We start from the raw sequence: 20,149 nt of genomic DNA on the forward strand, positions 1-20,149 counted from the left end.
CCCAACCTAACCTCTGCACTCCTGTTCGCCTGACATAGCCTCCTGAGCATGACTGCTGACGTGTGGCTCCCCGTCCCGCCGGACGAGATCGAGGGTCTCCCCGAGGGCCCCAACTACCGCTTCTGGGACGGGGCCGAGGACTTCCCCGCCGACCCGGCCGAGTGCGTCTTCTACGTCGTCCCGTACATGAAGCCGCCGGCGCTCGGACAGCGTCCCCTGCCGGAGATGAGTTCCGTGGAGGTCGTGCAGACGCTCTCCGCGGGCACCGACCACGTGGAGCCGGGTCTCAAGCACCTGCGGCCGGGCGTGCGGCTGTGCAACGCGCGCGGGGTGCACGAGGCGAGCACCGGTGAACTCACCCTCACCCTGATCCTCGCCTCACTGCGCGGCATTCCCGACTTCGTGCGGGCGCAGGACAAGGGGGAGTGGCTCGGCGGGTTCCGGCCCGCGCTGGCCGACAAGAACGTCCTCATCGTGGGATACGGCTCGATCGGCGCCGCGATCGAGGACCGGCTCGCACCTTTTGAACTCGCGCGGGTGGCGCGCGTCGCGCGCTCTGAGCGCACCACGGCGCGCGGACCTGTGCATCCACTCACCGAACTGCCCGCTCTGCTCCCGGAAGCAGACGTCGTCATCCTGTCCACGCCCCTGACGGAGGCCACCCGGCACCTGGTCGACGCCGACTTCCTCGCCCGCATGAAGGACGGCGCGCTGCTGGTCAACGTCGCCCGAGGAGCGGTGGTCGACACCAAGGCGCTGCTCGCCGAGCTGGAGACCGGGCGCGTCACCGCAGCCCTGGACGTCACCGACCCCGAACCACTGCCGCGCGAACACCCACTGTGGCGTGCGCCGGGCGTGCTGATCAGCCCGCATGTGGGCGGGCCGACGTCGGCGTTCCTGCCGCGCGCCAAGCGGCTGCTGGTGGACCAGTTGCGTCGTTACGTGAACCGGGAGCCCCTGCGCAACGTGATCCTTACGACGGGCGAGACGCGCGAGTGATGCCCACGGGCCGAGCATCGCGCGGGTGCCTCGCACGCCGCGTGCAACAGCCTCTTCATCCGGTTCGAGTACCCTCCGCAACCCTGTGGAAGCGGTCCGTGCTCGCATATGCGCTGGTCGTCACGGAGCGTAGAGGCACTATGTCCCTGAGTGACGAGACTGGTGTATCGTCCCGACAGGGGTTGCGCCGCACCGTTCGGCGCCGGGGATGGACATTTCAGATTTGTGAGGGGGGCGACGGGCGATGCACGGCCTATGGACGAGCGATCCGACGCGGCGGGGCCGCCGCCGGCGACCCTGGAGCACGGCCGCACGCAGACGCGGTCACCATGGCGGCCCCGGCTGTCATCACGGCCATCACCACCGCCGGCACGGCAGCCGCAGGCGGCATGCGCAGCCGGCGCCCCGGGACACTCGGGACCCCGGATCGGCGCGGACCGGGAGGACCTGGTGAGCCCGCCGCCGACCTCCACGACCACTCTCGACTCGGTGCTGCGGGCGCGGCCTTCGTCGGGCGCGATGCTGCCCCGTCTGTCGTCCTCCGACGGCGGTTCGGGACTGCTCCCGCAAGTCGTTCTGGCCCTGGTGTGCGCGGGATACGCCGTCGGTTCCGCGCTCGGCTGGGGATCGGGTCAACTCGCCCTGATCATGGGCGACTTCGGGCTGGCGGCCGCGGCCGGCGCAGCAGCCGTGTCCTGCTTCCGCTACGCCCGTAGCAGCCGTATCCGCTTTCGACCCGCCTGGCTGCTGTTCGCCCTCTCCTCGGCGATGGCCGCCCTCGGCAACCTGGTCTGGGGGTGGTACGAGGTCGTCCTGGAGCGGCCCGTGCCCAGCCCCTCGTACGCCGACGGGTTCTTCCTGTGCTTCGCGCCGCCCGCCATCGTGGGCCTCCTGGTGCTCGCCAAGCGGCCGCTGACCAAGGCCGGCTGGGTCTGCCTCGGGCTGGACGCCTGGCTGATCGGCGGCTCGCTGCTGACGCTGGCCTGGAGCCTCGCGCTCGCCCAGGCGGCCAAGTCCGAAGGCTCGAGCGTCGCGCACACCGCGCTGTCGCTGGCCTACCCCCTGCTCGACATCGCCCTGGTCAGCATGGTGCTCGCGCTGCACTTCCGCCGCTCCTCGGCGAACCGCACCGCGGTCAACACCGCGATCGGCGCGCTCGCCCTGACCGTGATGTGCGACGCCCTGTTCACCTCGCCGCTGCTGCACAACAGCTACCGCTCCGGCCAGCTGCTCGACGCGGGCTGGTTCGCCGGCTCGCTGCTCCTGGCGTACGCCCCGTGGGCCACGCCCCGACGCGGGCACGAGGAGGCCGACCGGCATCACACGGGGCACACGCGCGTGGTGCACGAGCACGTGCCCGGACAGCGCGGCGGAAGCCACCACCACACACCCCCTCAGGGAGAACACACCCGGTACCCGGTCACCCGGCCGATCGCCGGCTCCCTGGCCGCGCTCACGCCGTACCTCGCGGCCGCCGTCTGCACGCTGGGGATCCTCTACAACGTCCTCAACGGCCGCAGCGTCGACCGCGTCGTGCTCATCACCGGGGGCACGGTCGTCCTCGCCCTCGTGGTGCGCCAGGGCATCATGCTGCTCGACAACATCACCCTCACCCAGGAACTGGCGCAGAAGGAGAACCACTTCCGCTCCCTGGTGCAGGGCTCCAGCGACGTCATCATGATCGCCGCGACCAACGGCATGCTCCGGTACGTCTCCCCGGCCGCCGCCGGGGTCTACGGCCGCTCCGCAGAGGAGCTCGTGGGTACGGAACTGGCCAATCTCATCCACCCGGAGGATCTGGGCTGCGTGGTGCACGAGGTGCGCCGCTTCCTCGCCGCCAGCCCACTTGAGGAACCCACTACGCGCATCGAATGCCGCTTCCGGTCCGGTGAGGACGGCTGGCTCAACGTCGAGTCGACCGTCAACCGGCACCACGGCGGCCTCATCTTCAACAGCCGGGACGTGACCGAAAGAGTGCGCCTGCAGGCGCAGCTCCAGCACAACGCCGAGCACGACCCGCTCACCGACCTGCCCAACCGCGCGCTGTTCACCCGGCGCGTCCAGCAGGCGCTGTCCGGCCGCCGAGCCACCGACCGGGGCCTCGCCCTGCGCAACACGGCCGTCCTCTTCATCGACCTCGACGGCTTCAAGGGCGTCAACGACACGATCGGACACCAGGCCGGGGACGAACTGCTCGTCCAGGCCGCCCGCAGACTCCAGGACACGGTCCGGCGCGGGGACACCGCGTCCCGGCTGGGCGGCGACGAGTTCGCGGCACTGATCGTCGGGGACAACACCCGCGACCGCACCGCCCGCGAACGCCACATCCTGGAGCTCGCCGACCGCCTCAGGGTGACGCTGTCACAGCCCTACCTCATCGACGGCAACGATGTCCGGGTGAACGCCTCCATCGGCGTCGCCTTCGCCGAGCCGGGCCTCGGCGCGGGCGAGCTGCTGCGCAACGCCGACCTGGCCATGTACCGGGCCAAGGCGGGCGGCAAGGGCCGCGTCGAGCTGTACAAGCCGCAGATGCAGCAGGACGTCGTACGCAAGGCGGAGCTCGCCACGCGTCTGCGTGCCGCGCTGCACGACGGCGAGTTCGCGCTGCTGCACCAGCCGGTGGTGTGTCTGCAGGACGGCCGGATCATGTCGGTCGCCGCCCAGGCGCGCTGGCGGTCCTCGCAAGGGGTGCTGTTCACGCCCGCCGAGTTCCTGCGGGTGGCCGAGGACAGCGACAAGACCGCGGAGCTGGGCCGCTGGATGCTGGAGGAGGCCGTCGAGCAGGCCGCCGAGCGCACCGCGACCGGACTCGCCGTACCCGTCGCCGTACGGATGGGCGCCCGCCGGCTGCTGGACCGGTCGATGCCGCTCGGCTCGATCGAGGCGCTGCTGACCCGGCACGGGCTGCCGTCCGGGTCGCTGCTCATCGAACTGTCGGATCTGGACCCCCGTGTCTCGCTGGACGAGCTGGAGCGCCGCCTCAGCGGCCTGCGCAGACTCGGTGTCCGGGTCGCCCTGGACGGCTTCGGCAGCGGGTACGGGGCGATCACAGCCCTGCGCCGTCTTCCCGTCGACGTCCTCAAACTCGACCGCGGCCTGGTCGAGGGAGTCGTCGAGTCCGCGCGGCTGCACAAGATCACCAGTGGGCTGCTGCGGATCGCCGGCGACCTCGGGCTGCAGTCCGTGGCCGACGGCGTGGACCTGCCGGAGCAGGTCGTCGCGTTGCGCGCGATGGGATGCACGCACGGGCAGGGCATGGCGTTCTCCGGGCCGCTGGACGAGTACCGGCTGCGCAGAGCGCTCAGTTCCGGCCATTATCCGGTTCCGAACGGACCGGCGGAGCCCGCGTTCGCGGGGGGCGGTTCGGGGGTGTACACCAGTGGTGTGCCCGCCGTTCTGGGAGGCGGAAGTGCCCTTCGCTCACATAATGAGACTCCCGTCCCACCCACTTGACAGTGAGTGTGTGCCGGGGGGAGGGTCAGTGCCATGCGCACCCGAATCCTCGTACTTGGAAAGCGCGTCGGCTGAAGCTGGTGACGTCCGGACGGACCCGGAACTCCCAGCGACCACACCCGGCGCGCTCCCCTCGCTTGCCTTATGGCACGAGGGGTTTTTTGTTGCACAGGCGCCAGTCGTGCAGCATCGAAACTCCGCCCAAACCTCGCAAAAACCCTCAGCATCGAGAAGAGAATGCCGATGACCGAGCAGGCCACCGGGGCCCATAATCCGCAGCCGCGGCCCCGATCCGGAGGACAGCAGTCCGCCCCCGAGCACGTCACGGGTGCGCAGTCCCTCATCCGTTCGCTCGAGGAGGTCGGCGCCGACACGGTATTCGGCATTCCCGGCGGTGCGATCCTGCCTGCGTACGACCCGCTGATGGACTCCACCCGGGTGCGCCACGTCCTGGTCCGCCACGAGCAGGGCGCCGGACACGCCGCCACCGGCTATGCGCAGGCCACCGGAAAGGTCGGCGTCTGTATGGCGACCTCCGGCCCCGGCGCCACCAACCTGGTCACGCCGATCGCGGACGCCCACATGGACTCGGTGCCGCTCGTGGCGATCACCGGGCAGGTGGCCTCCAAGGCGATCGGCACGGACGCCTTCCAGGAGGCGGACATCGTCGGCATCACCATGCCGATCACCAAGCACAACTTCCTGGTCACCAAGGCCGAGGACATCCCGCGGGTGGTCGCGCAGGCGTTCCACATCGCCGCCACCGGCCGCCCGGGCCCGGTCCTGGTCGACATCGCCAAGGACGCCCTCCAGGCGCGGACCACGTTCTCCTGGCCGCCCACCATGGACCTGCCCGGCTACCGGCCCGTCACCAAGCCGCACGCCAAGCAGATCCGCGAGGCCGCCAAGCTGATCACCGCCGCCAAGCGGCCTGTGCTCTACGTCGGCGGCGGTGTCATCAAGGCCGGCGCCACCGCCGAGCTGAAGGTCCTCGCCGAACTCACCGGAGCGCCCGTCACCACCACCCTGATGGCGCTCGGCGCATTCCCCGACAGCCACCCGCTGCACGTGGGAATGCCGGGCATGCACGGTGCGGTCACCGCCGTCACCGCGCTGCAGAAGGCCGACCTGATCGTCGCCCTCGGAGCCCGCTTCGACGACCGCGTCACCGGCAAGCTGGACAGCTTCGCCCCGTACGCCAAGATCGTCCACGCCGACATCGACCCGGCCGAGATCGGCAAGAACCGCGCCGCCGACGTGCCGATCGTCGGGGACGCCCGCGAGGTCATCGCCGACCTGGTCCAGGCCGTCCAGAAGGAGCACGCCGAAGGCCACCAGGGCGACTACTCCGCCTGGTGGAAGGACCTCAGCCGCTGGCGCGAGACCTACCCGCTCGGCTACGACCAGCCCGAGGACGGCTCCCTGTCCCCGCAGCAGGTCATCGAGCGGATCGGCCAACTCGCCCCGGAGGGCACGATCTTCGCGGCGGGCGTCGGCCAGCACCAGATGTGGGCCGCGCACTTCGTCCAGTACGAGAAGCCCGCCACCTGGCTGAACTCCGGCGGCGCGGGGACGATGGGCTACGCGGTCCCGGCCGCGATGGGCGCCAAGGCCGGAGCCCCGGCCCAGACCGTCTGGGCGATCGACGGCGACGGCTGCTTCCAGATGACCAATCAGGAACTCACCACCTGCGCCCTGAACAACATCCCGATCAAGGTCGCCATCATCAACAACGGCGCCCTCGGGATGGTCCGCCAGTGGCAGACCCTCTTCTACAACCAGCGCTACTCCAACACCGTGCTGCACTCCGGCCCCGAGGCCGACGGCAAGCAGCCGAGCGCCGGCACCCGCGTCCCCGACTTCGTGAAGCTGTCGGAGGCCATGGGCTGCTACGCGATCCGCTGCGAGTCGCCGGAGGACCTCGACAAGGTCATCGAAGAGGCGAACTCCATCAACGACCGCCCCGTCGTCATCGACTTCATCGTCCACGAGGACGCGATGGTGTGGCCGATGGTCGCCGCCGGCACCTCCAACGACGAGATCATGGCCGCCCGGGACGTCCGCCCCGACTTCGGCGACAACGAAGACGACTGAGCGAGAGAGACGTAAAAAGACCATGTCCAAGCACACGCTCTCCGTCCTGGTGGAGAACACCCCGGGCATCCTCGCCCGGATCGCCGCCCTGTTCTCCCGTCGCGGCTTCAACATCGACTCGCTCGCGGTCGGTGTCACCGAGCACCCCGACATCTCCCGCATCACCATCGTGGTGAGCGTCGCCGACCTGCCGCTGGAGCAGGTGACGAAGCAGCTCAACAAGCTCGTCAACGTGCTGAAGATCGTCGAGCTGGAGCCCGGTTCGGCCGTTCAGCGCGAACTCGTTCTGGTGAAGGTGCGGGCCGACAACGAGACCCGCTCCCAGATCATCGAGATCGTCCAGCTGTTCCGCGCCAAGACCGTCGACGTCTCCCCGGAGGCCGTCACCATCGAGGCCACCGGCTCCAGCGACAAGCTGGAGGCGATGCTGAAGATGCTGGAGCCGTTCGGCATCAAGGAACTCGTCCAGTCCGGCACGATCGCGATCGGACGCGGCGCGCGTTCGATCACGGACCGCTCGCTGCGCGCGCTGGACCGGTCGGCGTAACGATGGATACGGGCGGCCGGGGGACACCGGCCGCCCGTATACCGAGACCCCGCAACTTCACTTCCGCCCCCCGTCATACGGTGGGACGCAACACCTGCACACAAGGAGAGAACCCAAAGTGGCCGAGCTGTTCTACGACGCCGACGCCGACCTGTCCATCATCCAGGGCCGCAAGGTCGCGGTCATCGGTTACGGCAGCCAGGGCCACGCCCACGCGCTGTCGCTCCGTGACTCGGGTGTCGACGTGCGTGTCGGTCTGCACGAGGGCTCCAAGTCCAAGGCGAAGGCCGAGGAGCAGGGCCTGCGCGTGGTGACCCCGTCGGAGGCCGCCGCCGAGGCCGACGTCATCATGATCCTCGTCCCGGACCCGATCCAGGCCCAGGTCTACGAGGAGCACATCGCCCCGAACCTGAAGGACGGCGACGCGCTGTTCTTCGGTCACGGCCTGAACATCCGCTACGGCTTCATCAAGCCCCCGGCCGGCGTCGACGTCTGCATGGTCGCCCCCAAGGGCCCGGGCCACCTGGTCCGCCGCCAGTACGAGGAGGGCCGCGGCGTTCCGTGTATCGCCGCCGTCGAGCAGGACGCCACCGGCAACGCCTTCGCGCTGGCCCTGTCGTACGCCAAGGGCATCGGCGGCACCCGCGCCGGCGTCATCAAGACGACCTTCACCGAGGAGACCGAGACCGACCTGTTCGGTGAGCAGGCCGTCCTCTGCGGTGGTACGGCCGCGCTGGTCAAGGCCGGTTTCGAGACGCTGACCGAGGCCGGCTACCAGCCGGAGATCGCGTACTTCGAGTGCCTGCACGAGCTGAAGCTGATCGTGGACCTCATGTACGAGGGCGGCCTGGAGAAGATGCGCTGGTCGATCTCCGAGACCGCCGAGTGGGGCGACTACGTCACCGGCCCGCGGATCATCACCGACGCCACCAAGGCCGAGATGAAGAAGGTCCTCGCCGAGATCCAGGACGGCACCTTCGCGCAGGCCTGGATGGACGAGTACCACGGTGGTCTGAAGAAGTACAACGAGTACAAGCAGCAGGACTCCGAGCACCTGCTGGAGACCACCGGCAAGGAGCTGCGCAAGCTCATGAGCTGGGTGAACGAGGAGGCGTAAGCCTCGGACAACGGGGCCGGAGCATGATGCTCCGGCCCCGTTGTCCAACCCGTCGCATCACGGACGGGTGATCCTTCCACAGAGGCGCAGGGCGACTCCGCAAGCGCCACTACACTGCCGTACTACATACGCGTCAGGCCCACAGCGTCGTGCGTCTTCCACGCGGCCACCACCCTCCCTCGCTTGCGGCCGTCGGGACGGCCGTCCGCATTGGACTTGTGAGGACTCACGTGAGCTCGAAACCCGTCGTACTCATCGCCGAAGAGCTGTCGCCCGCGACCGTGGACGCGCTCGGCCCCGACTTCGAGATCCGCCACTGCAACGGAGCGGACCGGGCCGAGCTGCTGCCGGCCATCGCCGACGTGGACGCGATCCTGGTCCGTTCCGCCACCAAGGTCGACGCCGAGGCTATCGCCGCCGCGAACAAGCTCAAGGTCGTCGCACGAGCCGGCGTCGGCCTGGACAACGTCGACGTCTCCGCCGCCACCAAGGCCGGCGTGATGGTCGTCAACGCCCCCACCTCGAACATCGTGACCGCCGCCGAGCTGGCCTGCGGCCTCCTCCTCGCCACTGCCCGCAACATCCCGCAGGCCAACGCCGCGCTGAAGAACGGCGAGTGGAAGCGCAGCAAGTACACGGGTGTGGAGCTCGCGGAGAAGACCCTCGGTGTGGTCGGCCTCGGCCGTATCGGCGCGCTCGTCGCGCAGCGCATGTCCGCCTTCGGCATGAAGGTCGTCGCGTACGACCCCTATGTGCAGCCCGCGCGCGCCGCGCAGATGGGCGTGAAGGTGCTGTCGCTGGACGAGCTGCTCGAGGTCTCCGACTTCATCACCGTCCACCTGCCCAAGACCCCCGAGACCCTCGGCCTCATCGGCGACGAGGCGCTGCGCAAGGTCAAGCCGAGCGTGCGCATCGTCAACGCCGCGCGCGGCGGGATCGTCGACGAGGAGGCGCTGTACTCGGCGCTCAAGGAGGGCCGCGTAGCCGGCGCCGGTCTCGACGTGTACGCGAAGGAGCCCTGCACGGACTCCCCGCTGTTCGAGTTCGACCAGGTCGTCTCCACCCCGCACCTCGGTGCCTCCACCGACGAGGCGCAGGAGAAGGCCGGTATCGCCGTCGCCCGCTCGGTGCGCCTCGCCCTCGCCGGTGAGCTCGTGCCCGACGCGGTGAACGTCCAGGGCGGCGTCATCGCCGAGGACGTCAAGCCGGGTCTGCCGCTCGCCGAGCGCCTGGGCCGGATCTTCACCGCGCTCGCCGGTGAGGTCGCGGTCCGCCTCGACGTCGAGGTGTACGGCGAGATCACCCAGCACGACGTGAAGGTGCTGGAGCTCAGCGCCCTCAAGGGTGTCTTCGAGGACGTCGTCGACGAGACCGTCTCGTACGTCAACGCCCCGCTGTTCGCCCAGGAGCGTGGCGTCGAGGTGCGGCTGACCACCAGCTCGGAGGCGACCGACCACCGCAACGTCGTGACCGTGCGCGGCACGCTCGGCAACGGCGAGGAGGTGTCGGTCTCCGGCACGTTGGCCGGTCCGAAGCACCTGCAGAAGATCGTCGCGGTCGGTGACTACGACGTGGACCTCGCGCTCGCCGAGCACATGGTCGTCCTGAAGTACGAGGACCGTCCGGGTGTCGTCGGCACGGTCGGCCGCATCTTCGGCGAGGCCGGCATCAACATCGCCGGTATGCAGGTGTCGCGGTCCGTGGCCGGCGGCGAGGCGCTGGCCGTCCTGACGGTCGACGACACGGTGACCCAGGCGGTGCTGACGGAGGTGGCCGAGGAGATCGGCGCGACGTCGGCGCGGTCGGTGAACCTCGTCTGACACAGCCTTCTCAAACGCCGGACGTGCTGAGTTCGCTCGGCTCGTCCGGCGTTTCGCATGCCCGCTCCCGCGTCTCGACCCGCCGTAGCGTGACCGCCGCCAGCACCGCCGCCCCCGCCAGGAGCACGGCCCCCGCGACAGCCGCCCCCTGCATGCCGCTGGTGAACGCCTGCCGCGCGGCCGCGGCCAGCCCCGGGACCTGATCGGCGACCGCCAGCGCTCCGCCCAGCGTCTCGTGCGCCACGTCCGGGGCCGAGGCCGGGATCTCGTGGCGGTAGATCGCCGTGCCGATCGAGCCGAGGACGGCCATGCCCAGCGCCCCGCCGAACTCGGCGCCGGTCTCCATCAGGGAGGACGCTGTGCCCGCCCGCTGCACCGGGGCGGTGCTCAGCGCGAGGTCCATGATCTGGGACATCACCGTGACGCCTCCGACGGCGAGGACCGCGGACGAGGTCAGCACCAGCCACATCGAGTCCGTTCCGGCGAGGGTCAGCAGCGCGAAACCGGCCGCGGCGATCGCGAAGCCCGCCGTGACGACGTAGGCGCGGTTGACGCCCCGCTGTACCAGCTGGGTCGCGATCGGCCCCGCCGCCCCGATCGGCACCGACGGCAGCAGCGCCCACAGGGCCGCCTCCAGAGCGCCCTTGCCGAGCACCGACTGCAGGTACTGCGTGGTGAAGTAGGCCGAGCCCATCGTCGCGAACATGCACAGGAGGTTCAGGGCGACCGACGGGGCGAAGCCACGCCCCCGGAACAGGGCCGGGGAGATCATGGGTTCGGCGGCCGTGCGCTGGCGGTGCACGAAGAGCGCCGCGAACAGCAGGCCGACGGTGATCGAGACGACGTAGCGGACGTTCCAGCCCTCGGACGGGATCTCCTTCAGGCCGTAGATCACGGGGAGTACGGCGGCCATCGACAGCGGGATGCTCAGCCAGTCGAAGCGGCCGGGCTCGGGGTTCCTCGACTCGGGGAGCAGCAGCGGGCCGAGGATCAGCAGCAGTGCCATCGCCGGCAGGTTGACCAGGAAGACCGAGCCCCACCAGAAGTACTCGACCAGCACCCCGCTCATCACCGAGCCGAGCGCGATCCCGGCCGTCATCACGCCGGACCACGCGCCGACCGCCTTCGCGCGCTGGTCGGGGTCCGTGAACATCGTGCGGACCATGGCCATCGTCGACGGCATCAGGGTGGCGCCGCCGATGCCGAGGACCGCGCGTGCCGCGATCAGGGTCTCGGCGCTGTTCGCGTACGCCGCCATCAGTGAGGCGGTGCCGAAGGCGGCGGCGCCGATCAGCAGCAGGCGACGGTGGCCGATGCGGTCGCCGAGCGAGCCCATCGTCATCAGCAGGCCGGCCAGGACGAAGGCGTAGATGTCGAAGATCCACAGCTGCTGGGTGCCGCTCGGTTCCAGGTCCGCGCTGATCGACGGGATCGCGAAGTAGAGGACCGAGACGTCCATCGAGACCAGCAGCAGCGGAAGCATCAGCACGCCGAGGGCGGTCCATTCGCGGCGGCCGGCGCGGGCGGGCGGGGGCGTGGTGCTCGTCGGGTTCGTTGTCATGGCGGTGAATGTACGCGCGTCTTAAACGCTTGTCTAGAACGACTGTATGAGACGAGCGTATGGGACGGATGTATGGATCGGGGGTAGGGTGGGGCGTCATGGGACACCGTGAGGATCTGCTCGAAGGCGCCAAGCGCTGCCTGTTGGCGAAGGGTTTCGCGCGTACGACCGTGCGCGACATCGTCAAGGAGTCGGGGACCAACCTGGCGTCGATCGGCTACCACTACGGCTCGAAGGACGCCCTGCTTGCGGAGGCGTACCTGGCGTTGGTCGGGGAGCTCTCCGAGGCCTTCGACGGTGAGGAGGGCGACGCCGACGCCGCCCCCGGCTCGGTCGAGCGGTTCGAGCAGGTGTGGTCGAACATCATCGGCACCATGCGGGTGCCGGGGTCGATGTGGCACCTCAGTATCGAGATCGTGGCCATGGGCGATCAGCTGCCCGCCGTACGAGATCATCTGGCGCGGCAGCAGCGCGACGCAGAGCGGGCTCTCGTCGCGCTGTTCATGGGAGTGCCGGAGGAGGAGGTCTCGGACGAGACCCTGGACACCCTCGGCAGGTTCTACACGACCCTCATGACGGGGCTCATCGCACAGTGGAACTTCGACCCCGAGCGCGCGCCCGACGCCCAGGCGCTCACCGAAGGCCTCCGCCAGGTGATCGAGTCCGCTACCCGGAAATGACGCGTCCCTCGCGCATCTCGATCACCCGGTCCGCGAAATGCCGTACGACCGCCCGGTCGTGGCAGATGAACAGATAGCCGAGGCCGAGGTCGTCCCGCAGGTCGGCGAGCAGGTTCAGCACGCCGGCCCGGACGGAGGGGTCGAGGGACGACACCGGCTCGTCGAGCACCAGCAGGCGCGGCTCGGAGGCCAACGCGCGGGCGATTCCGACGCGTTGGCACTGGCCGCCGGAGAGTTCGTGCGGGCGACGGTCACCGTACGAGGGATCCAGGCCGACCCGGTCGAGGAGTTCGGCGACCCGGGCGGGGCCGTCGGTGGCGCTCCAGACGCCCCGCACCTTCAGCGGCTCCGCCACCGCGTCGCGGATGCGGTGGCGGGGGCTCAGTGAGCCGTACGGGTCCTGGAAGACGGGCTGCATCCGTGGGCGGACCGGGCGCAGCTCGCGTTCGGTGAGGGCCGTCAACTCCCGTCCCTCGAATCGGACTTCACCGGCATCCGGGCGGCGCAGCTGGAGGACCGCCAGGGCCGCGGAGGACTTGCCGCAGCCGGAGGGGCCGTCCAGGGCGAGGGTCTCGCCGGCGGCCAGGGCGAACGAGACATGGTCGACGGCGGTGACGTCGCCGTAGCGGACCACGAGGTCGCGGACGTCGAGCAGGGCGTCGTCGTTCATGCGGGCTACCGCTCTTCCTTGCTCATGCGGGCTGCTGCTCTTCCTTCTGCGCTAAGAACAACTCCGTTGCCGGATACGGGAGTTCCTGCCACCGATGGCAGGCCACCAGGCGGCCCTCCACCTGCTGTGGCTCCGGGTCCGCCGTACGGCAGGGGTCGGCCGCGAGCGGGCAGCGCGGGGCGAAGGCGCAGCCCGGGGGGAGGGCGGCCGGGGGCGGTGGGGTGCCGCGCAGGGTGGGGAGGCGGCGGCCCGGGGGCGCGTGCTGGGGGAGGGAGGCCAGCAGGCCCGCCGTGTAGGGGGCGCGGGGGCGGCCCAGCACCTCGTCCGCCGGGCCGAGTTCGGTGAGCCGGCCGGCGTACATGACCAGCACACGGTCCGCGTGGTCCCGTACGACGTCCATGTCGTGCGTGACCAGGACGAGCGCCGCCCCGACGGCCTCCCGCTGCTCGGCGAGCACCCGCAGCACCTGGTCGCGGCGCTCCTCGTCCAGGGCGGTGGTGGGTTCGTCGGCGACGACGACGTCCGGTTCGTTGACGGTCGCCATGGCGATGACGGCGCGCTGCCGCATGCCGCCGGAGTACTCGTGCGGATACGCCCGTGCCGTGCGGGCGGCGTCCGGGATGCCGACCCGGTCGAGCGCGGCGACCGCCCGGGCCCGGGCCTCCTTGCGGGAGACGCCGGCCACCGACCGTACGGCGGCGGCGAGTTGGTCGCCGACCGGGTGCACGGGGGAGAGGGCGGACAGGGCGTCCTGCGGGACGAGGGAGATACGGCGGCCGCGGTGGGCGGACAGGTCCGGCTCGATCGCGCCGCTCGTGGTCGCGCCGCGCGGCAGCATGCCCAGCAGCGCCCGGGCCGTGAGGGACTTGCCCGCGCCCGACTCCCCGACGATCGCGAGGGCTTCGCGGGGGCGGACGTCGAAGGACAGGCCGCGCACGGCCTCGACGCCGTCGAAGGCGATCCGCAGGTCGCGCACCGAGAGGAGCACATCAGACGGCAACGGAGGTCTCCTTCTTCTGCTGCGCTGCCGGCGTAACTCGCCGTACTCCCCGGCCCTGCACGGCCGCCGCCCCCGACACCGCGAGCCCCGCCAGCAGGGCCAGCGCGACCGCCGGGGCGAGGCCCGCCCACGGTGCCCGCTCGACATAGGCGCGGGACTCGTCGAGGAGCAGGCCCCACTCGGGGGCGGGCGGCTGGGCGCCGAGGCCCAGGAAGCCGAGGGAGGCCAGGGCGAGCGCGATGCCGGGCAGGCGGAGCAGGGCGTGGCGGGCGACCGGGGCGGCGACGGACGGCAGGACGTGCCGGGTGAGGATCCAGAACGGGGTCGCGCCCATGGCCCGTTGGGCGGTCAGGAACGCCGACGCCCGCACCTCCTGCACGAGTGCCGCCGCGTGCGCGGACAGCGCGGGCCAGGAGATCAGGGCGACGGCGAGGGCCGCGCCGCCGGTACCGGGATCGGCCGCCGCCGCGACCAGGATGCCGACGATCACCGGGGGCAGGGCGTTGGCGATGTCCGCCGCGCCCGCCGCGACGCCGGGCAGGAAGCCCAGCGCGAGGGCGACCAGGAGGCTCAGCGCACAGATGGCGGCGGCCGTGCCGACCGTCGAGGCGGCACCGTGGCCGAGCCGGGCCAGTACATCGCGGCCGAGGGCGTCGGTGCCGAGCGGGTGTGCCCAGGAGGGGGCCGTGAGGCGGGCGGCGGTGTTCACCGTGTACGGGTCGCGCAGCAGGCCCCAGCCGATGGACACGGCGAGGACCGCGAACAGCGTCAACGGGATCGCCGGGTGGGTGCGGACCGGGCGGGCCGGGGGCAGCGTCAGACCGGCGTCACGCAGCGCGGGGCCCAGCAGGCGCCGCCGGGTGAGCGCCGCCGCCGCGCCGGCGACCAGGCCGAGCAGCAGCAACGCCAGGACCGAGCCCTGCAGCAGCGGCAGGTCCTGCGACTTGGCCGCGCCGAGTGCCGTACGGCCGATGCCGGGCACCGCGAACACCATCTCCACGGCGACGGCGCCCCCGGTCAGCCCGACGGCGGCCATCCCGAACTGCGGTACCAGGGGCGGCAGTACGCGCTTGAGGGCGGCCGCCGAGATCGTCGTACGGCTCACTCCCGCACCCCGCCACAGCTCCACCCACCGCTCCTCGAGCACGGCGGGCAGCGCGTCCGCGACCAGCCGGCCGAGCAGACCGCCCGCCGGCACGCCGAGGGCGATCGCGGGCAGCACCAGATACTCGAAGCCCGCCCACCCGGCCGTCGGCAGCCACCCCAGCCACACCCCGCACACCAGCAGCGCGACGGTGGCCAGCAGGAACTCGGGCACGGCGGCCAGCATCGCGGCGAACGCCCCCGCCGACCCGCGTCCCCGCACCAGCACCGGCGCCACCAGCAACGCGGCCAGCACGACCGCCACGCCGAGCGCCGCGCCCATCAGGCCCAGCGACACCTGGAGGCCGGCCACGACGGAGGGCAGGACGTCGGTGCCCGACACCCAGGAGGTGCCGAGGTCGCCGTGCAGCAGGTCCGAGGCCCAACTCCCCAGCAGGGAAAAGGGACCGGCGTCCAGCCCGAGGTCCTGGCGGATCGCGGAGAGGGCCTCCTCGGTCGGCTCCTGCTCGGCCGACCGGGCGCGCAGTACGGTCAGCGCCGGGTCCCGGTGCGAGAGCCAGGGCAGCAGGCCGACGGCGGCCAGGACGGCGACGAGACAGACGAGACGGGTCAGCCCGGCCGGGCTGACCGCGTTCCTTGCCGCGAGCCTCACCTGACGTACGTGTCGATGGTGACGAGTTCACGCTCGCGCGGGTCGTGAGCCGCCTTCACCACACCTTCGGCGTCACCCTGGATCACGCGCTCGTGGAGCATCGGCACCGCCGCGTCCTGGGCGAGTACGGCGGCCTCGGCCGCGATGACCGCCTTGCGGCGGGCGTCGCCGACCTCGGTGTCGGAGGCCTTGCGCAGGGCGCCGTCCACCTTCTTGTCGGCGAACTGCGACAGGTTGAAGGTGCCGTTCGAGGCGAAGTCGCTGTACAGGTACGCGGCCGGGTCGCCGGAGTCGAGGACGGTGGCACGGGAGAGGATGAACGCGTCGAACTTGCCGGCCAGGGCGTCGGCCTCGATGTTGGTGTACTCGCGGACGTCGAGCTTCACCTTGAACCCGGCCTTCTGGAGCTGCTGTTGCAGTGTGGCCGCGACCTCGGGCATCTCGGCCCGGTCGCTGTACGTCCCGATGGTGATCGCCTCGCCGTTCGGCTCACCGGCCTTGGCGGCCCGCGTGACGGGCCCCCGCAACTCGGCCGCCCACGGCAGCGCGGGCCCCAGCAGCCCCTCGGCGACATCGGCGCGGCCCTCGTACACGCCCTTCACGATCGCCTCGGCGTCGATCGCCTCCCTTGCCGCCGCCCGCAGCGAGGCGTCCTCGAAGGCGCCCTTCCCGTTGTTGAGGTACAGCGTGTTGGTGCGCGGCATCGGCACCTCGGTGATCAGCTTCTGATCGAGCACGGCGGCCTGGGAAACCGGTATCGCCTCGACGATGTCGGCCTCGCCGCTGCGCAGCGCCGCCGCGCGTGCGGTGCCGTCGGGAACGAACGTCACGTCGATTCCCGGGGCCTTGGCCTTGCCGCCCCAGTAGGCGTCGTAGCGGTCCAGGGTGGCGGAGGCGGTGCCGCCCACCTTCGTGAGCTCGAAGGGGCCGGTGCCGGCGCCGACGGGGTTCACCGTCTTGCCGCGGTACGCCTTGGCCGCCAGGACCGACAGCTGGGGGGAACTGAGGCGCTGCGGAACCAGAGGGTCCTCGGTGGCGGTGGTGACCGTGACGGTGTCGGCGTCCTCGGCCTTCGCGGTCAGGTCGACGCCGTCGAGGATGCGCGGCTTGGGGGAGGCGGTGGCCGCCTTGGTGAGGGAGCGTACGACGGCCTCGGCGTCCAGCTTCGTGCCGTCGTGGAAGGTGACGCCGTCGCGTATCTCGAAGGTCCAGGTGCGGCCGGACTGCTGCCACTCGGTGGCGAGCGAGGGCTGGGCGTCGCCGTCCGCGCCCAGCTTCACCAGGGTCTCGGCCGTCGACCAGCGGGACAGCTTGAACGCGTCGTCGGAGAGCGGGGACAGCCCGGAGCGCGGGGGCAGCATCATCGCGACACGGATGCGCTTGCCGTCCGCCTCCGTGTCCGTGGACGACTCCGCTCCGGCGAAGCAGCCGGTGAGCAGTGCGGAGGCCGCGGTGACGGCGGTGACGGGGAGCAGGTGGCGGGCGGGCAGGCGCAAGGGACCCTCCGGGTAAAAGGGCGATCAAGAGAGCGGTTGCCGTGACCGTAGCATGATGACAATCATTTCCAATAATGCGGGGTGTCGTTGCGGCGGCCCGCTGGGCGCGGATGATTGACCTCATGCAGCCCGACATGCCGGTGCCAGGCGCCGAGGTGGAGGTACTGATCGTCGGCGGCGGGCCCGTCGGGCTCACCGCACGGGCACTGCTCGAACGGTGGGGAGTGCGGGTCCTGCTGGTCGAGAAACACCGGGAACTGTCGCCGTTCCCCCGCTCCCGGCTGGTCAACGTGCGCTCGATGGAGATCTTCCGCCAGCTCGAACTCGCCGAGCGCATCACGGCCGCCGCGTTCGCGCCGGAGTACGGCCGGATCCGCTTCCGCGACACGCTGCACGCCCCCGACTTCGCCACGGCGGCCATGATCGGGGTCAACGCGCCGGTGCCCGAGAGCCCCGCGATCGGTGTGGTCACCTCGCAGGACCGGCTGGAGCCCGCCCTGCTCGAAGCGGCGGAATCTCCGACGCGGTTCGGCGTCGAGCTGGTCGGCCTGGCCGAAGAGGACGAGAGCGTCGTGGCCCTGCTCCTCGACCGGCGCAGCGGCGCGGAGTCCCGCGTGCGCGCCCGCTACGTACTCGCGGCCGACGGCGCGAACTCCACCGTCCGTGAACGGCTGGGCATCGACACCACGGGCCCCGGCGCGGTCGGCCGTGTCACCACCGTCGTGTTCGACGCCGACCTCGACCACTGGTCCGCCCGGCAGCCCGCCGGCGTCTACCTCACCTCGCAGGGATCGTTCCTGCCGCTGTACCCCGAGGGAGGCTGGGCCTGGTTCGTGCCGACGCCCGAGGACACCGCGGGCGCCGACTGGCCCGGCCTCGTCGCGCGCTCGCTCGGCGCCGACGTGGCCGTCGACGTGCTGCGGGTGCAGCACTGGGTGGTGAACGCGTTCGTCGCCGAGCGCTTTCGCCACGGCCGGATCCTGCTGGCCGGCGACGCCGCGCACGCGATCCCGCCGGCCGGCGGCCTGGGCATGAACGCCGGAGTCGCCGATGTGCACAACCTCTGCTGGAAACTGGCGGGCGTGCTGCGCGGGTGGGCCGGACCTGGCCTGCTGGACAGCTACGAGACGGAACGGCAGCCCGTCGCCCACCGGACCCTCGGCCAGGCGGTGGAGAACTCCAAGCTCATGTTCCAGGTGCAGGACGTGCGCCGCGAGCAGCTCCGGGCGGGCGCGGACGCGGCGCCGGACCGGATCGAACCGCCCTGGTCGGAACAGTACTTCGCCCAACTCGGCCTGGTACTCGGCGTCGCCTACCGCTCCGCCGCCGTACTGTCCGACGACGGCGCTCCGCCCGAGCCGCCCGGCACGGGCACGACCTATGCCCCCACGGCGAAACCGGGCCACCGCATGCCGCATCTCTGGCTCACGGACGGCCGCTCCACGCTCGACGCCCTCGGCGCATGGTTCACCCTCCTCACCCCGGCCCCCGCCCCCTGGACGCCCCGCGCCACCGCACCGTGGCCGCTGCGCGTCGAACCCCTTCCCGACGAGCACGCCGACCTCTGGGGCCTGGGCCGGCAGGGAGCCCTGCTGGTCCGCCCCGACGGCCACGTCGCCGCCCGCTGGAGCGACGGCCCACCGGGCGACGGCACGCTGCACGACGCCCTCGCCGCCGTCACCTCCGGCTGATGCTGATCGGGGGCTCGGCGGCTCGGCGGCACCGCGGCGCGTCTACAGTCGCGCCGCTTTCAGCGCCATGTGCAGCAGCAGCCGGTCCTCGCCGTCGTCCAGGTCCAGGCCCGTGAGCTGCTCGACGCGGGAGAGGCGGTAGTACAGGGTCTGCCGGTGGATGCCCAGCTCGGCCGCGGTGCGGCCGGCCTGGCCCGCGCAGTCGAGGTAGGCCTCGGCGGTGCGGGCGAGTTCCTGGTGGGTGGGGGAGAGGAGCGGGGCGACCGCGGGGTCGAGGGCCGTCCGCGGGGAGAGCGCGGTCAGCAGGCGGTACGGCCCGATGCGCGACCACTCGGCCACCGGCCCGAGCCGCGGTTCCGCCAGCGCCGCGCGGGCCGCGGCCGATGCCTCCTGCCAGACGGTGCCGAGCTCGGCGAGCCCGGTGCGCGGTTCGCCGAGGCCGGCCGCCACCGGTGCCCGGCCCGGCGGGAGAGGCCGGGATGCGGGGGCGTCCTTCAGCAGCCGGGTCGCCGCCGCCAGCGCCGCCGTACGCACCTCGGGCGAGCGCAGCCGTACGAGCACCGCGAGGCTCTGTCCGCTCGGCCCCCACGGGACCGTGCACAGCGCGGTGGCGTGCGGCACCGTCCGCACGGACGGGGCGTCGTCGGGGTCGGCCGACGGCCAGGGAGCCACGCAGACCACCGTATGGACGCCGTCCGCACGTGCGCCCAGGGCCGTACGCAGTTCGGCGACGGCCATGTCCCTGGGCCAGCCGCGCTCGGCGGTCAGGGCGGCCCGCAGCTCCCGGCTGAGGTCCGCGCCGTGCTGTGCCTCGTCCGCGAGCAGCGCGCCGATGCGGGCGGTCACCTCCATGGCGGCCGTCAGCTGCTGGTCCGTCGGGCCCGGATCGTCCTCCAGGAGCCAGACGTAGCCCAGCACCACACCCCGATGGCGTACGGGGAGACAGATACGGCCGCGATAGACCCCGGCCTCCGGGGTGGGCGGGATGCGTACCGGTCCGGTGGCGCGCGTGATGCCGAAGCCCTCGAACCAGGTGCGGACGGTCGCCGTGGACCGGCGGGTCAGGATCGAGCGGGTGCGCACGGGGTCCAGGGCCGACGCGTCGAGCTCGCCCTCACTGTCGTACGCACCGAAGGCGATCAGCTCGAAGTCCCGGTTCTCCAGGGTCGCGGGCACGCCCAGCAGCTCCGAGATCTCGTCGACCAGCTCCTGGTAGTCGCCTTTGTAATCGGCTGTCACCCGGTAATTCTCCCGCATGACCCCAG

14 protein-coding genes are annotated in these 20,149 nt (G+C 71.5%); 8 read left to right on the top strand and 6 right to left on the bottom strand.

All coding sequences use genetic code 11. The features are described from left to right. The first annotated feature begins 48 nt into the window (after window positions 1–48). The 6 genes from EJ357_RS32440 to serA all read left to right on the top strand — a co-directional run bounded on the left by EJ357_RS32440 (window position 49) and on the right by serA (window position 10,030). Window positions 49–999 carry a 2-hydroxyacid dehydrogenase gene (locus EJ357_RS32440; protein WP_175647602.1) on the top strand — a complete coding sequence of 317 codons (951 nt, stop codon included), beginning with the start codon at window positions 49–51 and terminating at the stop codon, window positions 997–999. A gap of 450 nt (window positions 1,000–1,449) precedes the next feature. Next, window positions 1,450–4,452, top strand: coding sequence for a putative bifunctional diguanylate cyclase/phosphodiesterase (locus EJ357_RS32445; RefSeq protein WP_175647603.1), 3,003 nt, complete (start codon window positions 1,450–1,452; stop codon window positions 4,450–4,452). A 237-nt stretch (window positions 4,453–4,689) separates the two neighbouring features. Then, window positions 4,690–6,546, top strand: a complete 1,857-nt coding sequence (locus tag EJ357_RS32450) for an acetolactate synthase large subunit (protein WP_126395274.1) — start codon at window positions 4,690–4,692, stop codon at window positions 6,544–6,546. A gap of 22 nt (window positions 6,547–6,568) precedes the next feature. Continuing rightward, a complete protein-coding gene (ilvN, locus tag EJ357_RS32455) occupies window positions 6,569–7,093 on the top strand; it encodes an acetolactate synthase small subunit (RefSeq protein ID WP_030051183.1) in 525 nt (174 codons plus the stop codon). A gap of 118 nt (window positions 7,094–7,211) precedes the next feature. Then, on the top strand, window positions 7,212–8,210 hold the full coding sequence (gene ilvC / locus EJ357_RS32460; RefSeq protein ID WP_126395275.1) for a ketol-acid reductoisomerase: 999 nt from the start codon (window positions 7,212–7,214) through the stop codon (window positions 8,208–8,210). 230 nt (window positions 8,211–8,440) lie between these two features. Next, window positions 8,441–10,030, top strand: coding sequence for a phosphoglycerate dehydrogenase (serA, locus tag EJ357_RS32465; protein ID WP_126395276.1), 1,590 nt, complete (start codon window positions 8,441–8,443; stop codon window positions 10,028–10,030). A 10-nt stretch (window positions 10,031–10,040) separates the two neighbouring features. Here the strand turns inward: serA and EJ357_RS32470 are convergent, their stop codons facing one another. Then, complete coding sequence (locus EJ357_RS32470; protein ID WP_126395277.1) at window positions 10,041–11,591, bottom strand: MFS transporter; 1,551 nt, start codon at window positions 11,589–11,591, stop codon at window positions 10,041–10,043. Between the two features lie 98 nt (window positions 11,592–11,689). On the opposite strand from EJ357_RS32470, the gene EJ357_RS32475 reads away from it, so the two are divergent. Continuing rightward, window positions 11,690–12,271: a TetR/AcrR family transcriptional regulator gene (locus EJ357_RS32475; protein WP_126395278.1), complete on the top strand. Its 582-nt coding sequence runs from the start codon at window positions 11,690–11,692 to the stop codon at window positions 12,269–12,271. Here the strand turns inward: EJ357_RS32475 and EJ357_RS32480 are convergent. Genes EJ357_RS32480 through EJ357_RS32495 form a run of 4 tightly spaced genes read right to left on the bottom strand, consistent with a single transcriptional unit; the run spans window position 12,258 to window position 17,193 of the window. After that, window positions 12,258–12,941: an ATP-binding cassette domain-containing protein gene (locus EJ357_RS32480; RefSeq protein ID WP_126395279.1), complete on the bottom strand. Its 684-nt coding sequence runs from the start codon at window positions 12,939–12,941 to the stop codon at window positions 12,258–12,260. The genes EJ357_RS32475 and EJ357_RS32480 overlap by 14 nt on opposite strands. 22 nt (window positions 12,942–12,963) lie before the next feature. After that, window positions 12,964–13,941, bottom strand: coding sequence for an ABC transporter ATP-binding protein (locus EJ357_RS32485; RefSeq protein ID WP_126395280.1), 978 nt, complete (start codon window positions 13,939–13,941; stop codon window positions 12,964–12,966). After that, on the bottom strand, window positions 13,931–15,697 hold the full coding sequence (locus EJ357_RS32490) for an ABC transporter permease subunit (RefSeq protein ID WP_126395281.1): 1,767 nt from the start codon (window positions 15,695–15,697) through the stop codon (window positions 13,931–13,933). Before EJ357_RS32490 ends, EJ357_RS32485 begins: the two co-directional genes overlap by 11 nt. Next, entirely contained in the window at window positions 15,694–17,193 is a 1,500-nt protein-coding gene (locus tag EJ357_RS32495) for an ABC transporter substrate-binding protein (RefSeq protein ID WP_126395282.1), read from the bottom strand. Before EJ357_RS32495 ends, EJ357_RS32490 begins: the two co-directional genes overlap by 4 nt. Before the next feature lie 122 nt (window positions 17,194–17,315). Between EJ357_RS32495 and EJ357_RS32500 the strand changes: the two genes are divergently transcribed. Further along, window positions 17,316–18,884 carry an FAD-dependent monooxygenase gene (locus EJ357_RS32500; RefSeq protein ID WP_228472679.1) on the top strand — a complete coding sequence of 523 codons (1,569 nt, stop codon included), beginning with the start codon at window positions 17,316–17,318 and terminating at the stop codon, window positions 18,882–18,884. A 42-nt stretch (window positions 18,885–18,926) separates the two neighbouring features. On the opposite strand, the gene EJ357_RS32505 is transcribed toward EJ357_RS32500, so the two are convergent. After that, window positions 18,927–20,141, bottom strand: a complete 1,215-nt coding sequence (locus EJ357_RS32505; protein WP_407698430.1) for a PucR family transcriptional regulator — start codon at window positions 20,139–20,141, stop codon at window positions 18,927–18,929. Window positions 20,142–20,149 lie beyond the last annotated feature (8 nt).

This window comes from Streptomyces cyaneochromogenes, from assembly GCF_003963535.1.
Taxonomy (GTDB): Bacteria; Actinomycetota; Actinomycetes; order Streptomycetales; family Streptomycetaceae; genus Streptomyces; species Streptomyces shaanxiensis.

Coding starts and splice junctions, on each gene's coding strand:
- EJ357_RS32440 (WP_175647602.1), top strand. CDS start 49: ATGACTGCTGACGTGTGGCTCCCCGTCCCGCCGGACGAGATCGAGGGT.
- EJ357_RS32450 (WP_126395274.1), top strand. CDS start 4,690: ATGCCGATGACCGAGCAGGCCACCGGGGCCCATAATCCGCAGCCGCGG.
- ilvN (WP_030051183.1), top strand. CDS start 6,569: ATGTCCAAGCACACGCTCTCCGTCCTGGTGGAGAACACCCCGGGCATC.
- EJ357_RS32470 (WP_126395277.1), bottom strand. CDS start 11,591: ATGACAACGAACCCGACGAGCACCACGCCCCCGCCCGCCCGCGCCGGC.
- EJ357_RS32475 (WP_126395278.1), top strand. CDS start 11,690: ATGGGACACCGTGAGGATCTGCTCGAAGGCGCCAAGCGCTGCCTGTTG.
- EJ357_RS32480 (WP_126395279.1), bottom strand. CDS start 12,941: ATGAACGACGACGCCCTGCTCGACGTCCGCGACCTCGTGGTCCGCTAC.
- EJ357_RS32500 (WP_228472679.1), top strand. CDS start 17,316: ATGCAGCCCGACATGCCGGTGCCAGGCGCCGAGGTGGAGGTACTGATC.
- EJ357_RS32505 (WP_407698430.1), bottom strand. CDS start 20,141: ATGCGGGAGAATTACCGGGTGACAGCCGATTACAAAGGCGACTACCAG.